This is a genomic window from Bacillus sp. Medicinal_06 (genome assembly GCF_056711665.1).
In genome coordinates this window covers 1-16,066 of record NZ_JBWYHD010000029.1, presented here as the reverse complement: position 1 = coordinate 16,066, position 16,066 = coordinate 1, and the positions used below count along the sequence as shown (strand labels likewise).

The following is a 16,066-nucleotide window of genomic DNA, read 5'->3' as shown; positions in this document are numbered from 1 at the left end:
GATAAGAAAAGATACAAAGACGCATGAGCAACGAGAATTGGTCGTAGCGATTGGGGAAGGCAAAGATGACCCAAAGTATAGGAAGGCCAAAAAGGAAGCGTTAAAACAGTATGCTGAAGCGTTTCAAAGGCGAAATCCCAATCTAGCAGTTTATAAACATGGTTTTACATGATGATGAAGCCAATCCACATTTACATATTAACTATGTACCGAATTTCGAAAGTAGTCGAGGATTAACGAGGCGTGTCGGAATGGATAGAGCCTTGCAACAACAAGGCATAAAAGGAAAAGGAACGGAACTTATTGCAAATTGGAGAACATTAGAAACGGCTTATATCGAGGAATTAGCAAAAGAACATATTCCTGATTTTGAAAGGGCCAATGTAGGGTCTCACAAGTACATGAAAGTCCGTCAATACAAGGAATATGCAGAAACAAAATCATTTGTTGAAAATCAAGTACAAGAAAAAGAAACGCAATTACAAGTTGTTGATCATCATTTGAAAGATGCTGAAGAAAAAGCAAAAGAATTACAGATGGTGAAAAAGCGTTTGGAAAGTGATGTCGTTGATAAGTACAAAGAATTAGAGACAATGAAGCAACAAGTGGAAAGTGGAAGTGAAAAGCTGCAACTGATTGGCCAAGGTTATGTAGAGTTAGAAAAAAGAGTAAAACAAAAGCAACAAGAATTAGATAGTGTTGCGGATCAAGTACCAAATGAACCTGTTAAAATTCCATTTTTGCGTAAAGAAGTAATAACAGAAGTACAGGATAAGATGTTTGGAAAAGCTGAAATCACGAAGAAACAGACAAGAAATTATGTGTTATCACCAGAACAATATCAAGAATTAACAAAACAAGTGAATGCAGCGGTTACTATCAAAAAGGATTATGAGCGTTTGAGAAAAACAGACTTTGTGAAAGAGTATCAAAGTTTAAAAATGACTGCAGAAGGTTGGATGGAAGAGAATAGGATATTGAAACAAGAAAAAGGTCAGTTAAAAAATGAAGTTAGTGTATTACATAAGGAAATAGGGTCTTTAAAAGCTCATATAAAGGATTTACAAATAAATATAAGGGTTTTATACCAACAGACGAAAACGGCTTTAAAAGAGCAATTTCAGGCGCTTAGAGGGCTTGTTAAAAATGAATTGGTTGGTAGGGAAGTTAATAATCATTTTGAACAGGAACATAAGAGGGAAATGAATAAGCAGAGAGGGTTTGATATGGAAAGATAGACGTGATAATGGGTGAAAAAGAGAATTGACTTTTAGTAGATGGAAACCTTTAGTAACGTATTTCATGTTATTATAAAGAAAGATGTAATAAACGAGAAAAACCGCCCATGCTTTGGTCGGCAGGCGGTTTTTCATAATAAGGTTGGAATCAACCAATATATATTCTATATACATTCTAACATATAAAAGTTGATTCCTTCCACTAAGGGAGAGAATTATTTTATGACAAAAGTTGTAGATTTTGGACAAGCTGAAAAGAAAGCTAGATCAAGAGAAAATCAAATTGAAAGCTTTTTAGAACAAGCAAATGTAGGCTTATCTTCTGAACAACAGCAATTGTTGTTGCAAATTTTACATAGTACAACTGGTGAAGATTATTTTATAGGTAAAAAGAAAAAACGAACTGATGGGGTGAAGTTCGTGCAATTAATTATGGATAACATAAATTATTTAAATAAAATTGGTTACTTACAACCTAAAGAAGAAGCATTTTTATTTAAGCTTACTCCTTACATTGAGTTTAAGACAAATGTAATAATAGAAAGAGTAGATAATGAATTAGAGGTTGAAACAAATGCAGCAACTCCTAGTTATTTAGCTGAACAATTTGGAAATACTAGAGAATATATTTCTAGGATTATGAACTCTTTATTAAAGAAAGGTATACTTGGTGTTGCTGAAGCTGGAATGACTACTGATGATGGAAGAATTTGTTCTTCTAGAACATGGTTTGTGAATCCTAATGTTATGTGTTGTTCTCCTAAAGATGGTGTAGATAAGGCAACTCAACATATTTTTAAAAGATCTCTTCGGAATTTTAAAATTAAAGATAGCAGTAAAAAACATAAATTACCAGTTTATTTATTTTAAAAAAGCCTGACTTTTAGTCTTGCTTTTTTTTATTTTATCTTATTTCCCATTTTTTAGGTGTGATTATTTAGTCACACAGGTGTGATCAAATAATCACACCCTACCCCCTTTAAACCCTTGATATTATTGAGTTTTTGTATTTTTCCTTTCTCACTCTATATATATAGCTAAAAGTTCCGCAAGGAACGGGTCGTATTTTTGAGAAAACCACTCAAAAATCTCCACCCTCAAAATAAAAAAATCAGTTCGTTTATCCTCACCTTAAGGCTAACGCCTTTTTTTTTTATTTTGTCCTTGCAAAACTTTTTTCGGCTCGATTTGCCTTTATCGCCAAGCCGACAGACCAAAAGCAAGATAATGGTTATCGACTTGAATAAGCAATTATACGAGCCGAACCGCTAGTTCATCCGTTCAAGATTCTCTCTTATTCTATATTTCATTAACGCTAAGTTCCTGGGGGCTGGCCCCCAAACCCCCAGCCAGCACTCTTGCCCAAAAGCAAGGAAAAGACTTTTGATTATTTCTTTTTAGGGTTATTGATTTTTTCCGAGTATAGAAGTTTTTCAACATAATGGTTTGAAATAGGTAAAGGTTGTGTGTCTGTACTATTTTTAAATTTCCTATAATTTGGTTTTTTAATTGGTGTTGTTGTAGTTTCTGCAAATTCATATGGGTAATTCACTTTAGATTTATCTTCAAGCATATAGATTGCTCCTTTTTTAAAGTGTTTGTTCAAGAAATCGTACATACAATACAATATGTTTATATATTTTTTTGGGGACTGGTTATGTATTAAACAATTCATATGCTTGATGATTTAATTGGATTAGTTGCTTTTATTAGTGATAAAAGTAGTGAAAAGTGGATATGAATAAACATTCATGTGAGGTTAATATAATGTCTTTTATTAGTGGTAAATAAAAAAGACTCATTCGTTCTTATTAAGAATGAATGAGTCCTTTTATAGATCTTTTCATTAAAAATAAAAAAATCTATACAATCTTATGCATGTTTTTGATCACAATGATGTTTGTGTTTTGAGGGGGAGTATACATATTTTAATTTTTTTATCAATTAAGGGATTCTCAAAACTTAATATTATCTATTATTTTGTTGAGCGTTTATTTTCGTTAAAATGTGGGCGGTAAGCTTTTGAAGTATCATTATGATGTTCTTGTTTTGAAGACTTATTATAATATTTGTGTTTTGAACAATCATTATAATATACGTGTTTTGAAGAATTATTATAATATTCGTTTTTTGAACAATCATCGTGATGTTTGTGCTTCCAGCAATCACAATGATATTTATGTTCCGGACAATCATTGTGATGTTTGTACTTCCAGCAATTACAATTCGAACTCATTTTTTTATACCTCCTTTTCAAACAAGATTTGTATTATTTTATGTTTTTATAAGAAAAACGCTTGTTTCCTTAACCTATCTTATATTTTTGTTTTCTTATCTCATTCTTTATATAAAGGTTGAAAGCTTAAAATAGAAATCTCTTTTAAATTTCAAAAAAACTCTCTATGAATGATCATTCATAGAGAGTTAACATAACGTCCTATTATCGTCACAGCATTTTTGACTATTCCAATAAAAAAATAATCGTTTACACTTCAGAAGAAAATTTGTATTATATGATTGTTAAAAAATGGAATTAAGGGAGTGGTTAAAATTAAAAAAAGTATTCTTATTCCGGTAATGAGTATAGGATTTTTAGTTTTTATTCCATTTTATAGTCCTGTACAGAATACAGTTTCCGCTCAAATTAATAATGAAAAATCATCGATAAATGAAAGTGAGTTTTGGCTTTATGATGGGGATGCAATAAGATACTACCCTTATTTTAATACTTTTATTGGGATTGCTGATGTAAGTTCATCTAATGAACAAGAACCAAGTCGTGTAGTATTTGAGTTTTATAATTTAATAGGTGATCTATCATATGTAACAAGTGCTACTATACCTAATCATAAGCATTCAGCTTTTCAACCATTTTTAGCCCCTATAAAATTTCTAGAAGAAGCTACTTATTCTGTAAAGGTCAAAGTTATAAATGCAAAGGTCGATCCAAATAAAGTTAAATTTGCTCATATAGAATAATATGTGTGTGTACATGTACAAAGAAGGAGCCTCTATTTATTAGAAGCTCCTTCTATTTATCTAACATGTTCTGTAACTTACTTTGCGTTTTAGGTTACGATTGCTCTCTCTACTCCTAAAAAACGGGTACAAGTTGTCTTTTTAAACTATGAAAATGGTGATGAATAAAAATCCATGTAAGGTTAACATAACGTATGATTATCGGTAGCAAGGACAAGGGGGAATCCTTGTGTTTACTTTGTTTCTTGTTTCTACACTTGTTCAATTCATATGCATGATTTTATACATTGTTGATATAGCAAGAATTCCGAGGGGCTTTGCTATTTTGTTTTTCTGTTTTTTTTGTATAAAATCTTGTATAAATTACTAAATTGGTAGATGTAAAAGAAAACACTGTGTAGCAACTATAGAACGGATAATAGCAGCTATGAACAAGAAGAACATAACACTAGAACAGGCTATAAACCTTAGTGGTATCAAGTGCTGAAAGGATTGACGTAGCAACCGTTGCTATAGATAGCGTAGCAGATATAGAACAAAAGAAATTATTTTGAATTTGTTTTGTTTAGTAAATAAATTTTAAAATTTAATAGAAAAAAGAGAGAAGAATTTTTTAGGATTCTTCTCTCTTTTTAGTGCATAAACATTTTTAATTAGCAGTTAAATCCAGTTGTTCCAAGTTGTACTTGTTGAGTTTGTAATACTTTCAAAGTCAAATCAAGAACGATTTTCTCACGTAATTTGTCAAATGCTTTTTCGTCATGTTTTTTATCACATGAATCTCCATGATGTTTTTTATCATGATGATCAATATAGCATGGCGAATAGTCAAGCTCATAAAATTCTGCACTAATTAATTCACAGAATGGTTGTTCATTATAGAAAACATTATTTTCAAAGAAGTATTTGTCTAGACGAGGAACATCATTCTTTTTTGGATTAATGAAACGAGCTTTACTTTCTGAAGAAAAAGCTATAACTGCTGGAGAAAGAAATTCATCTTCAGTTATATCAGCAAAACCAGAGAAGTGAACCTTTGCAATTTTATCATAAATTACGCCATTGCAATCTTTACCCGCATATTCAATATTTTTACGAATAAAACCTTCTACAAACAATTTTGCTCTTGTTACTTGTAAATATCCTGTTGCATTAATTGGTTCATACTCAACAGGTACTAGTTTACATTGTGTTAAAAATACATCTTTTAACACTCTTTTAATTTCTACTGCTGGTGGACAAAGTGGAATATCTGCTTCTACTACAATTTGAAGCGTTCTTTCTGCTAATACAACTGGAATTTTAACTCTTGGATTTGTTGCAAGAACAGGCGTTACGTCAGTATCGCTGAGTGGAGTTCGTGTTTCTGATTTAACCTTACAATCATCTTTTTTAATATGATCATTGTAATATTTATTTTCTTGATCACCCAATTTAAAAAACCTCCATTTATTTTATATTTAGATTGTTTCTACATCTACTTTAATATGATATTTAATATATCTATTTGTGTGCAGGCTTGTATAATAGTGATTTTCCTCATTTTTAAATAATAAAAGTTAGATTAGATAGGATTAATAAAATCAATGTTTTTTATATCAGATTTTGCTTAGTATATATTTTAAAAGAGAATAAATAATACAAAAATTTATTGCACCATTTTAAATAAGAAAACATATATTATAGTGTGGAACGAGTATTCGAACGATTGTTTTGCACTTATATTTAAAATCTCCTTAATAAGAAAGGAAACCTATTAATAGGTTTCCTTTTTTTAAATAAAATGGATATTGTTTTAGGTAATTTGAAAGTCAACTAGTATTTAAAGGTTTTACTTTTTGAAAAGATAAATAGACAAATTATTATTAATTGATAGCTGTAAAAGGTAATAAAAACTTTTCTTTAAATTTAAAAAAGAAGGTGTTACCTTTTTAAAGAAGGAAAAAGACTATGTAACAACTAAAAAACAGCTTAGAGCAGAGGGAGGACAAAGTATGGCTCAAACTTATTGGGGATCAGAGGTAGCTAAGAACTTAGGGATTGGCTCAAGTACTTTACGTAAATATTGCCTTGCCCTGGAAGAAGCCGGGTATCCTTTCGAGCGGGGTAATAATAATTCAAGAGTTTTTTTTCATAAAGACGTAGCAACTATAGAACGGCTAATAGCAGCCATGAACAAGAAGAATATAACGCTAGAACGGGCTGTAAATTTAGTGATATCAAGTGTTGAAGAAAATAAGGTAGCAACTGTTGCTACAGATAGCGTAGCAGATACAGAACACATAAAAGTATTAACAGAACGTATAGAACGATTAGAACAACTGAATTTAGAGTTAATTCAAAGATTGGATCAGCAAAGTAAAATTTTACAAGAAACTGATGCTCAAAGGATAATAAGAGAAGAGCAAAGAGATACTCAATTAATGCAAGTATTAAGAGAAATACAAGATAGTAAGCGTCTAGTAGTAGCTTCAGAACAGAAAAAATCATTTTGGAGTCGTTTATTTGGTAAATAAATTAGAATTTAGTGATAGAAAGAAATGAGCTTTTTTAGCTTTAAAATATTTGAGCATTAAGTAAGAAAAAAACTCAAAAATTATAGGGGATTAATTTTACAGGCATGAGTGCGAATGATTAATTGTAAGATTATTTACTTTACTTTTTCATTTTAATATAAGTGCTATTTAAGGGAGAGATAAAGTAATGAAAATCAGTAAATTACAAAAAGGTGATTTAATTGGAATTTATTCCCCCTCATTACCAGCAACTTATACAGTACCTAAAAGATTTAATCGAGCAAAAAAATTTCTGATGAGCAAAGGATTTAATATAATTGAAGGAAATTTGACTGGTAAACATGATAACTACCGATCTGGAAGCATTAAAGAACGGGCAGAAGAACTCAATGAGTTAATACGAAATCCGAATATCAAATGTATCATGTCAACCATTGGTGGAATGAATTCTAATTCAATATTGCCCTATATTGATTATAAAGCATTTATGAAAAGTCCAAAAATTATGATAGGTCATTCTGATGTTACTGCAATATTACTTGGGATATACGCAAAAACTGGAATACATACATTTTATGGACCTGCATTAATCCCTTCATTTGGTGAATTTGAGCCATTTGTTAACTTTACATACGAATATTTTAGTGACATGTTAGAAGAGAAACAAACATTACCTTATAATATTAAAAGGCCACCTTATTGGACGGATGAATTTGTCAATTGGAAAGAAAAAACTAAGAAAAAACAACTTAGAAAAAATGATTGGGTCTGTGTAAATAGAGGAAAAGTAACAGGTAGATTAATTGGGGGGAATTTAAACACATTAAGTGGTATTTGGGGTAGCGAATACATGCCAGAAATAAAGCAAGGAGATATCCTTTTTATCGAAGATACAACAAAAGATGCTGCTACTATTGAAAGAAGTTTTTCATTACTTAAAGTCAATCGAATATTTGATAAAATTTCTGGTTTAATTCTTGGAAAACATAAACAATTCAATGATAATGGTACAAACAAAAAACCATATGAGATTCTATTAGAGGTTTTAAATGATACTAACATACCTTTTATTGCAGAATTTGATTGCTGCCATACTCACCCGATGTTAACTGTCCCAATTGGTATTAAAATAGAGATGGATGCAGAAAATAAAACATTAACAATTCTTGAAAAGTGGATAAATTAAAAAGTGCAATAGACCGTCAGGAGAAATAATTATAACTGTAAAAAGGTTGGAGCATAAATTCATGCATGATCTTAGACTTTTTATTATCAATGATTTGAATGTATACTTTTGTTAGTGTTTTTGGAGAAAATGAGTAAAGTACGATAAACCTAATAAAATAAAGGAAATGAAAAGGAGTCCTATTAATTTAGGACTTTTTTTCGTTTTAGGGTAATAAAGAGAGCAAAGTGAAAGTGATTAGTAGAGGTCGTTGCATGTGTTGGTCAATCAAAACGGACCTAGCGAAGCGAAGGGAGTATTTGACTTGACCAACTAGACGGACACCTGAACCCTCTTGGTATTGAACAAACGGTCGTTTGTTCCTGCCAACCGGCGAGGGGGCCCCTCAAGGATTGAGGGGTTGGGGAGTTCGATTTATGGGGGCTGGGGAAAGAGTTCCCCAGTGGGTTTGGGCAAAGCCCAAGGTTTGTTTTTGCCATGCTGTGCATGGCTCGGCAAAGCCGAAAAGCGTCGCAGACCCCTATCGATTTTGATGCGTCAGCGTCAAAATACGTATAGGGTTACATTAATTGACTCCATTTCGTCGCTTTGCTAGACTTATGGTATCAATTAATCTAGGGGAAGTGGTGGCACTTTATGTTGTTCTCTATTTCATTTAATCAATCTCATCAAAGTTCATTGAGTCATAATAACAGAGAAAACATTCATGGGAATCCTGGCATCGATCCATCCAGGTTAGATGAGAATATCTACTTTGTTCAAAAGGACATCCGTAGTGTATACAAGGATGTCTTTCAAGAAGCGATAGACAAGTACAATGAAAAGCAAAAACGAAGTGATCGTAAAATTAAGGATTATTATGACAAGATAAGAAAAGATACAAAGACGCATGAGCAACGAGAATTGGTCGTAGCGATTGGGGAAGGCAAAGATGACCCAAAGTATAGGAAGGCCAAAAAGGAAGCGTTAAAACAGTATGCTGAAGCGTTTCAAAGGCGAAATCCCAATCTAGCAGTTTATAACATGGTTTTACATGATGATGAAGCCAATCCACATTTACATATTAACTATGTACCGAATTTCGAAAGTAGTCGAGGATTAACGAGGCGTGTCGGAATGGATAGAGCCTTGCAACAACAAGGCGTAAAAGGAAAAGGGACGGAGTTAATTGCAAATTGGAGACAATTAGAAACGGCTTATATTGAATCTTTGGCGAAAGAACAAATTCCAGAATTTGAACGAGCGAATGTAGGTTCACATAAGTACATGAAAGTCCGTCAATACAAGGAATATGCTGAAATGAAATCAACCGTTGAGAATCAAATATATGAAAAAGAAATGCAGTTAGAAGTTTTTGACCATCATATGAAACATGCTGAAGAAAAAGTAAATGAATTACAGATGGTGAAAACACATGTAGCTGATAAATACAAAGAGTTAGAAGCAGTGGAACAACAAGTAAAAAGTGAAAGTGAAAAGTTACAGCTGATTGGTCAGCAATATATAGAGCTAGAAAAAAAGGTAAAACAATACCAAAAAGAATTGGATAGTGTCGGGAATCAAGTACCAAATGAACCTATTAAAATTCCATTTTTGCGTAAAGAAGTAATAACAGAAGTACAGGATAAAATGTTTGGAAAAGCTGAAATTACAAAGAAACAGACAAGAAATTATGTGTTATCACCAGAACAATATCAAAAATTAACAAGACAAGTAAATGCAGCTGTTACTATCAAAAAAGATTATGAGCGTTTGAGAAAAACAGATTTTGTGAAAGAGAATGAAAGTTTAAAAGTGCATGCAGAGGGGTGGATGGAAGAAAATCGAACATTGAAACAAGAAAGAAGTCAGTTACAAAAAGAAGTCGGTGTGTTAAATAGGGAAATTAGCTCATTAAAAGCTCATATAAAGGGTCTGCAGACGAATATAAAGGTTTTATATGAACAGACGAAAAAAGTCTTTAAAGACCAATTTCAGTCGTTTAGAGGACTTATCAAAAGTGAATTGGGTAATAAAAGCGTAGATAATCATTTTGAACGTGAACATAAGAAAGAAATGATGGGTAAACAGAGAGGACATGACTTGGAGTTATAAAATGTATGTGCTTCTTGGGGTTATATGTGTGATAAAATAAAAACGAGCCATGCTCCAACATGGCTCGTTTCAATGGGTATTCAACGAAAATACCTGAAATTTAAATGTCTGGTTATAGATTATCATAATTTGATTCATAATCAAATAGCAAAAAATAGGTATTTTTGTTGATTCCCTCAATAAGAGGAGGGATTGACATAATGAAAGAAGAAAATGAACAAACTTTAGGACAAGCTTTAAAGCAAGCTAATAGTAATGCAAGAAAAAGAGATTTTGAGAAAGATGTAAAACAAAGAGATCAAGCTGAAGAACTTAAAAAGTCACTTTTACAACAGTTAAAAGAACTAACTGGGGAAGATCATTACGTTGGAACTAATAAAGATCCATTTGCTGGTGAACCATTTAATCAAGTGATGCATAGAAATTTAGATTTATTGAATCGTATTGGTTATTTTACTCAAGCTGAAGGTGATTTTTTATTTCGGATTCAAGCGTATTTAGAATTTAAAAGTAATGTAATTATTAACAGGGAAGATAAGTTCAAAAAGAAACGAAAAAATATTGAAGATGATTTTGAACTTCCAAAGGCAGCAACTGTATCTGAAATTGCTGAAATGATAGGAAAATCAAGAGAAAAAACTTCTTTGGTTATGAATTCATTAAAGAAAAAAGAGATTTTACTTAATCCAGAAGGTGCCGGACAAATTATTGAAAATGGTCGTACTGTAAGTCCTAGAACATGGATAGTAAATCCCTACATAATGATTTGTGCACCTCGGAAAAATGAAGTAAAACTTGATAAATTGACAATGAGATTGTTTCAACATTCTTTGAAAAATATTAAAGATCAAAATGGTAAAAAGGTGAAATTGCCAGTTAGATTTTTCTAGATTGTATCAACTTGATACAATCTTTTTTGTATATTTGTAATTTTTTAGGTGTGACGAAAACGTCACAAAAAAGGCTAAAAGTGTGACGTTTTCGTCACACCTAAAAAAACGTGTTAAACTCAGTAATATCAAGGGTTTAACACGTTTTTTTGTGATGCTCTCTATTATCACTATTATTAAAAAGCTAAAAGTTCCGCAAGGAACAGGTAGTATTTTTGAGCAAACAACGCTCAAAAATCTCCACCTTCATAATAAAAAAAGTCGGTTCGTTCATCCTCACCTAAAGGCTAATGCCTTTTCTTTTTTTATTATGTCCTTGCGGAACTTTTTTCGGCTCGTGTGCTTTTCTCGCCAAGCCGACAGACAAAAAGCAAAGCAATGGTTCTCGACTTGGACTAGCAAGTATACGAGCCGAACCGCTTAGATTAATCGATCAAAAATAGTTTTCATACTATATATCGATACGTTTAATACGTGGGGTTTCGCCCCCACACGACGAGCCTGCACTCTAGCCAAAAAGCAAATATTAGATCAAAAGACAAGAATACAACCTTAAAAAAATATAAAAACTCTCTATGAATGTTTATTCATAAAGAGTTAATATAATGCCCTATTATGGGTTTGGGACGAAGCTATTTTGTAGGTTTTGAATAGCTGAAATGATTTGTTGTACTTGAGCATCTTGTGCAGGAGTTAATGGAGATCCATCAGAAGTAAATACTCTAATGCAAATCGGACACACCTCTACATTCAATCCGAGCAATTCAATGTCAATTCTTCCAGTATGAACACTAAGAATAGTATTATCTCCTTCACAGGTTGCACAGTTGGTTTCAAAGGCCATAGTAATCAACTCCTTTCATTAGCAGAGTTAATTATATTTATATGAAAAAGATTGTTCATCTGATATAGATTGCTATATGATTTTCTACTTTACCATAGAAAATGTAAGGAAATATTTTCTTACATGGTAGATTAGCGATAAATGTTCTTTTAGGGGTACCGCCAGCATTTTGAAAAAAACCACGTTAAGCAAAAAATATAATAAGCTGCCTATATGGACAGCTCATTTACATAATTTTCGTTATTGGAAGTTAATTCATTAACATTACTCTTTAAATGCTTTTGGATTTTCGACTCTAAAAGATTGAACTGTTCCACAGTTTAAACAAAAGGTAGTTAATAATTTAGAACGAGATCCTCCTTTAAAAAAAGTAGAAGGTGTATCTTCACAAACATAAGCATGAGCTGCATAACCAACTTTTCCTTCTTTAAGATTAGTTGAGCTACAATTAGTACAGATTGTTTTTTGTTTCATAATATAACCTCAACCTTCCTTTTTATTCCATCTTATCATGTGACAGAAAAGAATAGTACGTTGTATATTATATACATTCTCGGTTGACATAACGCACCATTATCGGTAGCAAGGACATGGGGGAATCCGCTTTAAAGCAAGGATTTCAACTTATCCTTGCTTTATTTTTCTATACACGATTTTATACATTGCAGAGATAGTAGGATTTTTCAGGCTTACGAGTGGCCTGTATTAGTACAAAAATTTGTATAAAATCTTGTATAAAAAAGGTAGTTCTCTTAAATTCTCGAATAATCATTGAGGAGCGAGTGAACGAGTGCCCACAAGAAAATTTGTGATATTCTAAAGAGTGAGGTGATAGCTTGAAAGAATATGAATATATCTTGTTAAACAAAGAAATGAGTGAACGATTAAATATCGGGGTAAGTACTTTAAGAAAGTGGGCTGCCGCGCTAGAAAAGAACGGATATTACTGGGAGAAAAATGATGATGGTACTCGCTATTATACTCACTATGATCAAGATACACTTATACTGTTTAAAAGTTTAGTACAAGAGCAAAAATTCAACTTAGAACAAGCTGCAAAAGTTATTATATCTAAGCGTGAAGGAAACCGCTCTTCATCAAGAACGGGGGACGCTCTCCAAGAAATACAACAAGAATCTAAAAGTGAAACCCACTCTTCTAGCCGTTCTCTAACTCCTGTGACAAATGAATCTATACAAAGTTTAATAGATTATATAAAAGAGCAAGATAAACTTAATAGACATCTATTAGAAAAAATTGAAGAGATGGAGAAAGAACGAAAAAGTGATAGAGAAATTCTAGAACGTATGGAACAGCAACTTACTCGACAAGAAAATCGAGCAAATGAAAGAGATAAAATGTTAATGGAAAATATACGAAGTATTCAACAGCTTGCAACGACGAAACAAAAAAGTTCTTTGTGGAATCGTTTGTTTAATAAGTAAATAGAAAGGCTTACTCCTTATATAACTAGGAGTAAGCCTTTTTGGGCTACCGATAATAGGACGTTATGTTAACCGAGCATGTATACGATATACATAATGTAATATAGTATTACTTTTGATGAAATGGAATTAAAAGGAAGGTGGTTTGCGTGATCGGTGGAATCATTTATTCAATAATGGTAATTGGACTCGTTGTACTATTTTTCGTTTCTTTCATTTCATTTTTGACAGCACTCCTTCAAAATGTGGATTTGAAAAAAGATTAACTGTTATAAAAGAGATGCGATGTTTTATCTGTTCAATCAAAATATATTTAAAAACAACATGAATAGAAATGAGTAATTAATTAATCAATAATAAATTTGAAGAGACTGATATATAATGAATTAGAGAAGAAAAAATTGAAGGAAAGAAATGTTGCACCTTAAATAAGAATAAGTTATTATCTAAGTAAGTAATCAATCAATAACAACTTTGAAGGAGCTGACATATAATGAATCAGAGAAAGGAAAATCGAAAAGAAGAAATCCTTGAAGCTGGGTTAGAGGTGTTTGCAGAAAAAGGCTATTATAATACTACTACAGCATTAATTGCAGAAAAAGTTGGTATTTCTCAACCTTATATATTTAGATTTTTTAGAACAAAAGAAGAGTTATTTGTTGCAGCTTTGGAAAGAGCATTCGAAAGAATACTTCAAACATTTAAAAATGTAGAATCAAATCCCGAAGAAATCGTTATTGAAATGGTTGAGGCATATGAAAAACTGTCTATATCATACCCTAATGAAATCGCCTTGCAGGTGATAGGACTTTCAGTTACAGAAGATACAATAAGAAACTGTACAAAAACCGGTTTGTCTCGTATTAGAAGCTACATTTTGGGGAGGTTCCAATTAGCAAATGTTCCAAATGCAGAGAGAGAAGTAACAACTTTCTTAGCTAGAGGAATACTTTGTAACATTTCTTATTACTTAGATTTACCTGAGCTCATTCATAATTAAATAAAATAAGATAACCGATTCTTTTCGGTTTTTTATTCCAATCTTTGTTATTGATCGATAAATAACAAAATAATAAAATTAAGGGGGATTTATAATATGAAAAAAGCGATTGTTTTAGGGGCAACAGGTGGATCTGGTCAAGCGATTGTATCAGAACTATTATCTAGGGAAATAGAAGTTATTGCATTCGGACGTTCAGAAAATAAATTAAAAAAATTAATGAAAGAGCATGGTTCTACATCATTGTTAACTTATAAGTTAGGTAATATCTTTGATTATAGAACTATCGTAGAAGCCGCAAAAGATGTAGATGTTATATTTCAATGTGCGAATGTTCAATATCATGAAATGGCAGATAAGCTCCTTTTACTTGGAGAAAACGTAATGAAGGCAGCAGATATTTTAAATAAGAAAATAGTTATTGTTGATGGAATATATGTTTACGGTCACCAAATAGCTAAAGGGGATGAAAATCATCCCAAACAACCTCATACAAAAAAAGGGAAAATTAGAGTTGGATTTGAAAATTTAATATTTGATAAGAAATGGAAAAATGCAAAAGCATTAATTGTGAGATTACCGGACTATTATGGTATAACTTCGCAGAATTCATACTTACATCCTACATTGACTGGACTTGCAGGAAATAAAATTTCTATTTTTATTGGTAATCTAAAAACACCAAGAGAATATGTCTATTTACCAGATGCCGCCAAAATGATTGTAGAAATAGCAAACAAAGATGATTCTTATGGAGAAAATTGGAACATTCCTGGTGCTGGATTGATTTCAGGGAAGGAAATAATAAAACTTGCACGTGAAATTACTGGGAATAAAAAAATAGTTATTCCATTAAATAAAAATGCAATTCGTATAAGTGGATTGTTTGACCCAGTTATGAAGGAAGTAGTAGAAATTATGTATCTTACAGAAGAAGGATTTACTCTAAGCGGAGAAAAATATGAAAATAGAATAGGTAAAATTATAGCTACACCTTATAAAGATGGGCTAAAAGAAACACTAAACTTCTTAAAGGGAAAAACTAAAAGAATAGAGGGTTAAAATCTAGACCAAAATTATGAGTAGAGAATAATAATTTATTTAAAATTGATTATTAGTTATTGATTAATCACTAACAATAAAAATTATTGGAAAAGAGATGTGGGAAAAGTACCCTTTATAAGCAATATTTATATATCTAATAGGATAGCTAATGGATGCTTGTTTAGTTACATTTTCGTCTCAATAATAACAGATTAAAATACTCAATTAAAGGACATGATTGTTGAGTATAGAAAGTAGAAGATAATCAAACTTTATTTTAAAGCTACGCGAAACAATTCCTATAGGGCATCTGCCTTATATAATATTGAACAAATTCAACAAGAAACTAATATGCTCCTTAAAGAATTAATACAGGTACTCAAAGAGGAAATAACTGATAAACTTTAACTTCCAATAACGAAAATTATGTAAAAAAGCTAGCGTGGATCTAGCTTTTTTTTATATTAATAGATGTTCTAATCTCTTTATTTTTCATGTTTTGAATGTATACTTTTGTTATGTATTTTGAGGATATCAGAGTAATTGGGATGAATTCAATGTTTAAGGGGATTTGAATGTAAACTAATATCTAAAAGTTTACATTCAAATATATTTTATTTATTACTGTTTTTTATCCTGTTTAATTTTCTTAATATTGCAAATTACAAAAATACAATTTACAATTATTGTATAATTAAAAAAATTTGAAGGAGTGTTGATATGAAGATTAAAGGGGTATTAATGTCTTTACTAGTTTTTGTTATATTTTTAGGATTTTTTCCAATAGAGAAAGCAAGTGCATCCGTATTATCTGATTCAGTACACGAAGT

General features: G+C 31.4%; 13 protein-coding genes and 1 pseudogene. 10 read left to right on the top strand and 4 right to left on the bottom strand.

Going from position 1 to position 16,066, the window contains the following annotated elements:
* Positions 1-1,238: pseudogene (locus AC1M36_RS27555) on the top strand (plasmid recombination protein); the annotation flags it as partial.
* A 222-nt stretch (positions 1,239-1,460) separates the two neighbouring features.
* Positions 1,461-2,108 carry a MarR family transcriptional regulator gene (locus AC1M36_RS27550; RefSeq protein ID WP_336454522.1) on the top strand — a complete coding sequence of 216 codons (648 nt, stop codon included), beginning with the start codon at positions 1,461-1,463 and terminating at the stop codon, positions 2,106-2,108.
* Positions 2,109-2,625: 517 nt separating this feature from the next.
* Here the strand turns inward: AC1M36_RS27550 and AC1M36_RS27545 are convergent.
* The gene (locus AC1M36_RS27545; protein WP_336454523.1) at positions 2,626-2,811 is read right to left on the bottom strand and encodes a hypothetical protein; all 186 of its coding nucleotides are present in this window, start codon (positions 2,809-2,811) and stop codon (positions 2,626-2,628) included.
* 968 nt (positions 2,812-3,779) lie between these two features.
* Here AC1M36_RS27545 and AC1M36_RS27540 point away from each other — a divergent pair.
* Positions 3,780-4,217 carry a hypothetical protein gene (locus tag AC1M36_RS27540; RefSeq protein WP_336454517.1) on the top strand — a complete coding sequence of 146 codons (438 nt, stop codon included), beginning with the start codon at positions 3,780-3,782 and terminating at the stop codon, positions 4,215-4,217.
* A gap of 653 nt (positions 4,218-4,870) precedes the next feature.
* Here the strand turns inward: AC1M36_RS27540 and AC1M36_RS27535 are convergent.
* Positions 4,871-5,650 carry a CsxC family protein gene (locus AC1M36_RS27535; RefSeq protein ID WP_336454518.1) on the bottom strand — a complete coding sequence of 260 codons (780 nt, stop codon included), beginning with the start codon at positions 5,648-5,650 and terminating at the stop codon, positions 4,871-4,873.
* A gap of 561 nt (positions 5,651-6,211) precedes the next feature.
* Between AC1M36_RS27535 and AC1M36_RS27530 the strand changes: the two genes are divergently transcribed.
* The 4 genes from AC1M36_RS27530 (at position 6,212) to AC1M36_RS27515 (ending at position 10,903) form a co-directional block, all read left to right on the top strand.
* A complete protein-coding gene (locus tag AC1M36_RS27530) occupies positions 6,212-6,733 on the top strand; it encodes a DUF3967 domain-containing protein (RefSeq protein ID WP_336454519.1) in 522 nt (173 codons plus the stop codon).
* 187 nt (positions 6,734-6,920) lie between these two features.
* Positions 6,921-7,919, top strand: a complete 999-nt coding sequence (locus AC1M36_RS27525) for a S66 family peptidase (RefSeq protein ID WP_336454520.1) — start codon at positions 6,921-6,923, stop codon at positions 7,917-7,919.
* A 636-nt stretch (positions 7,920-8,555) separates the two neighbouring features.
* On the top strand, positions 8,556-10,013 hold the full coding sequence (locus tag AC1M36_RS27520) for a plasmid recombination protein (protein WP_479846473.1): 1,458 nt from the start codon (positions 8,556-8,558) through the stop codon (positions 10,011-10,013).
* Between the two features lie 200 nt (positions 10,014-10,213).
* Positions 10,214-10,903: a Rep protein gene (locus AC1M36_RS27515; protein WP_336454547.1), complete on the top strand. Its 690-nt coding sequence runs from the start codon at positions 10,214-10,216 to the stop codon at positions 10,901-10,903.
* A 613-nt stretch (positions 10,904-11,516) separates the two neighbouring features.
* Here AC1M36_RS27515 and AC1M36_RS27510 read toward each other — a convergent pair.
* Together AC1M36_RS27510 and AC1M36_RS27505 are read right to left on the bottom strand one after the other, a co-directional pair.
* Complete coding sequence (locus tag AC1M36_RS27510; RefSeq protein WP_336454546.1) at positions 11,517-11,747, bottom strand: hypothetical protein; 231 nt, start codon at positions 11,745-11,747, stop codon at positions 11,517-11,519.
* A 264-nt stretch (positions 11,748-12,011) separates the two neighbouring features.
* Entirely contained in the window at positions 12,012-12,221 is a 210-nt protein-coding gene (locus tag AC1M36_RS27505) for a hypothetical protein (RefSeq protein ID WP_336454545.1), read from the bottom strand.
* A 362-nt stretch (positions 12,222-12,583) separates the two neighbouring features.
* On the opposite strand from AC1M36_RS27505, the gene AC1M36_RS27500 reads away from it, so the two are divergent.
* The 3 genes from AC1M36_RS27500 to AC1M36_RS27490 all read left to right on the top strand — a co-directional run bounded on the left by AC1M36_RS27500 (position 12,584) and on the right by AC1M36_RS27490 (position 15,254).
* Entirely contained in the window at positions 12,584-13,192 is a 609-nt protein-coding gene (locus AC1M36_RS27500) for a MerR family transcriptional regulator (protein WP_479846472.1), read from the top strand.
* Positions 13,193-13,685: 493 nt separating this feature from the next.
* The gene (locus AC1M36_RS27495) at positions 13,686-14,192 is read left to right on the top strand and encodes a TetR/AcrR family transcriptional regulator (protein WP_207995137.1); all 507 of its coding nucleotides are present in this window, start codon (positions 13,686-13,688) and stop codon (positions 14,190-14,192) included.
* A gap of 96 nt (positions 14,193-14,288) precedes the next feature.
* Positions 14,289-15,254: an SDR family NAD(P)-dependent oxidoreductase gene (locus tag AC1M36_RS27490; protein WP_479846471.1), complete on the top strand. Its 966-nt coding sequence runs from the start codon at positions 14,289-14,291 to the stop codon at positions 15,252-15,254.
* Positions 15,255-16,066 lie beyond the last annotated feature (812 nt).

Bases quoted from the DNA above. Each gene is read 5' to 3' on its own strand.
- AC1M36_RS27495 (WP_207995137.1), top strand. From the start codon at position 13,686: ATGAATCAGAGAAAGGAAAATCGAAAAGAAGAAATCCTTGAAGCTGGG.
- AC1M36_RS27510 (WP_336454546.1), bottom strand. From the start codon at position 11,747: ATGGCCTTTGAAACCAACTGTGCAACCTGTGAAGGAGATAATACTATT.
- AC1M36_RS27530 (WP_336454519.1), top strand. From the start codon at position 6,212: ATGGCTCAAACTTATTGGGGATCAGAGGTAGCTAAGAACTTAGGGATT.
- AC1M36_RS27515 (WP_336454547.1), top strand. From the start codon at position 10,214: ATGAAAGAAGAAAATGAACAAACTTTAGGACAAGCTTTAAAGCAAGCT.
- AC1M36_RS27550 (WP_336454522.1), top strand. From the start codon at position 1,461: ATGACAAAAGTTGTAGATTTTGGACAAGCTGAAAAGAAAGCTAGATCA.
- AC1M36_RS27520 (WP_479846473.1), top strand. From the start codon at position 8,556: ATGTTGTTCTCTATTTCATTTAATCAATCTCATCAAAGTTCATTGAGT.
- AC1M36_RS27525 (WP_336454520.1), top strand. From the start codon at position 6,921: ATGAAAATCAGTAAATTACAAAAAGGTGATTTAATTGGAATTTATTCC.
- AC1M36_RS27505 (WP_336454545.1), bottom strand. From the start codon at position 12,221: ATGAAACAAAAAACAATCTGTACTAATTGTAGCTCAACTAATCTTAAA.
- AC1M36_RS27490 (WP_479846471.1), top strand. From the start codon at position 14,289: ATGAAAAAAGCGATTGTTTTAGGGGCAACAGGTGGATCTGGTCAAGCG.
- AC1M36_RS27545 (WP_336454523.1), bottom strand. From the start codon at position 2,811: ATGCTTGAAGATAAATCTAAAGTGAATTACCCATATGAATTTGCAGAA.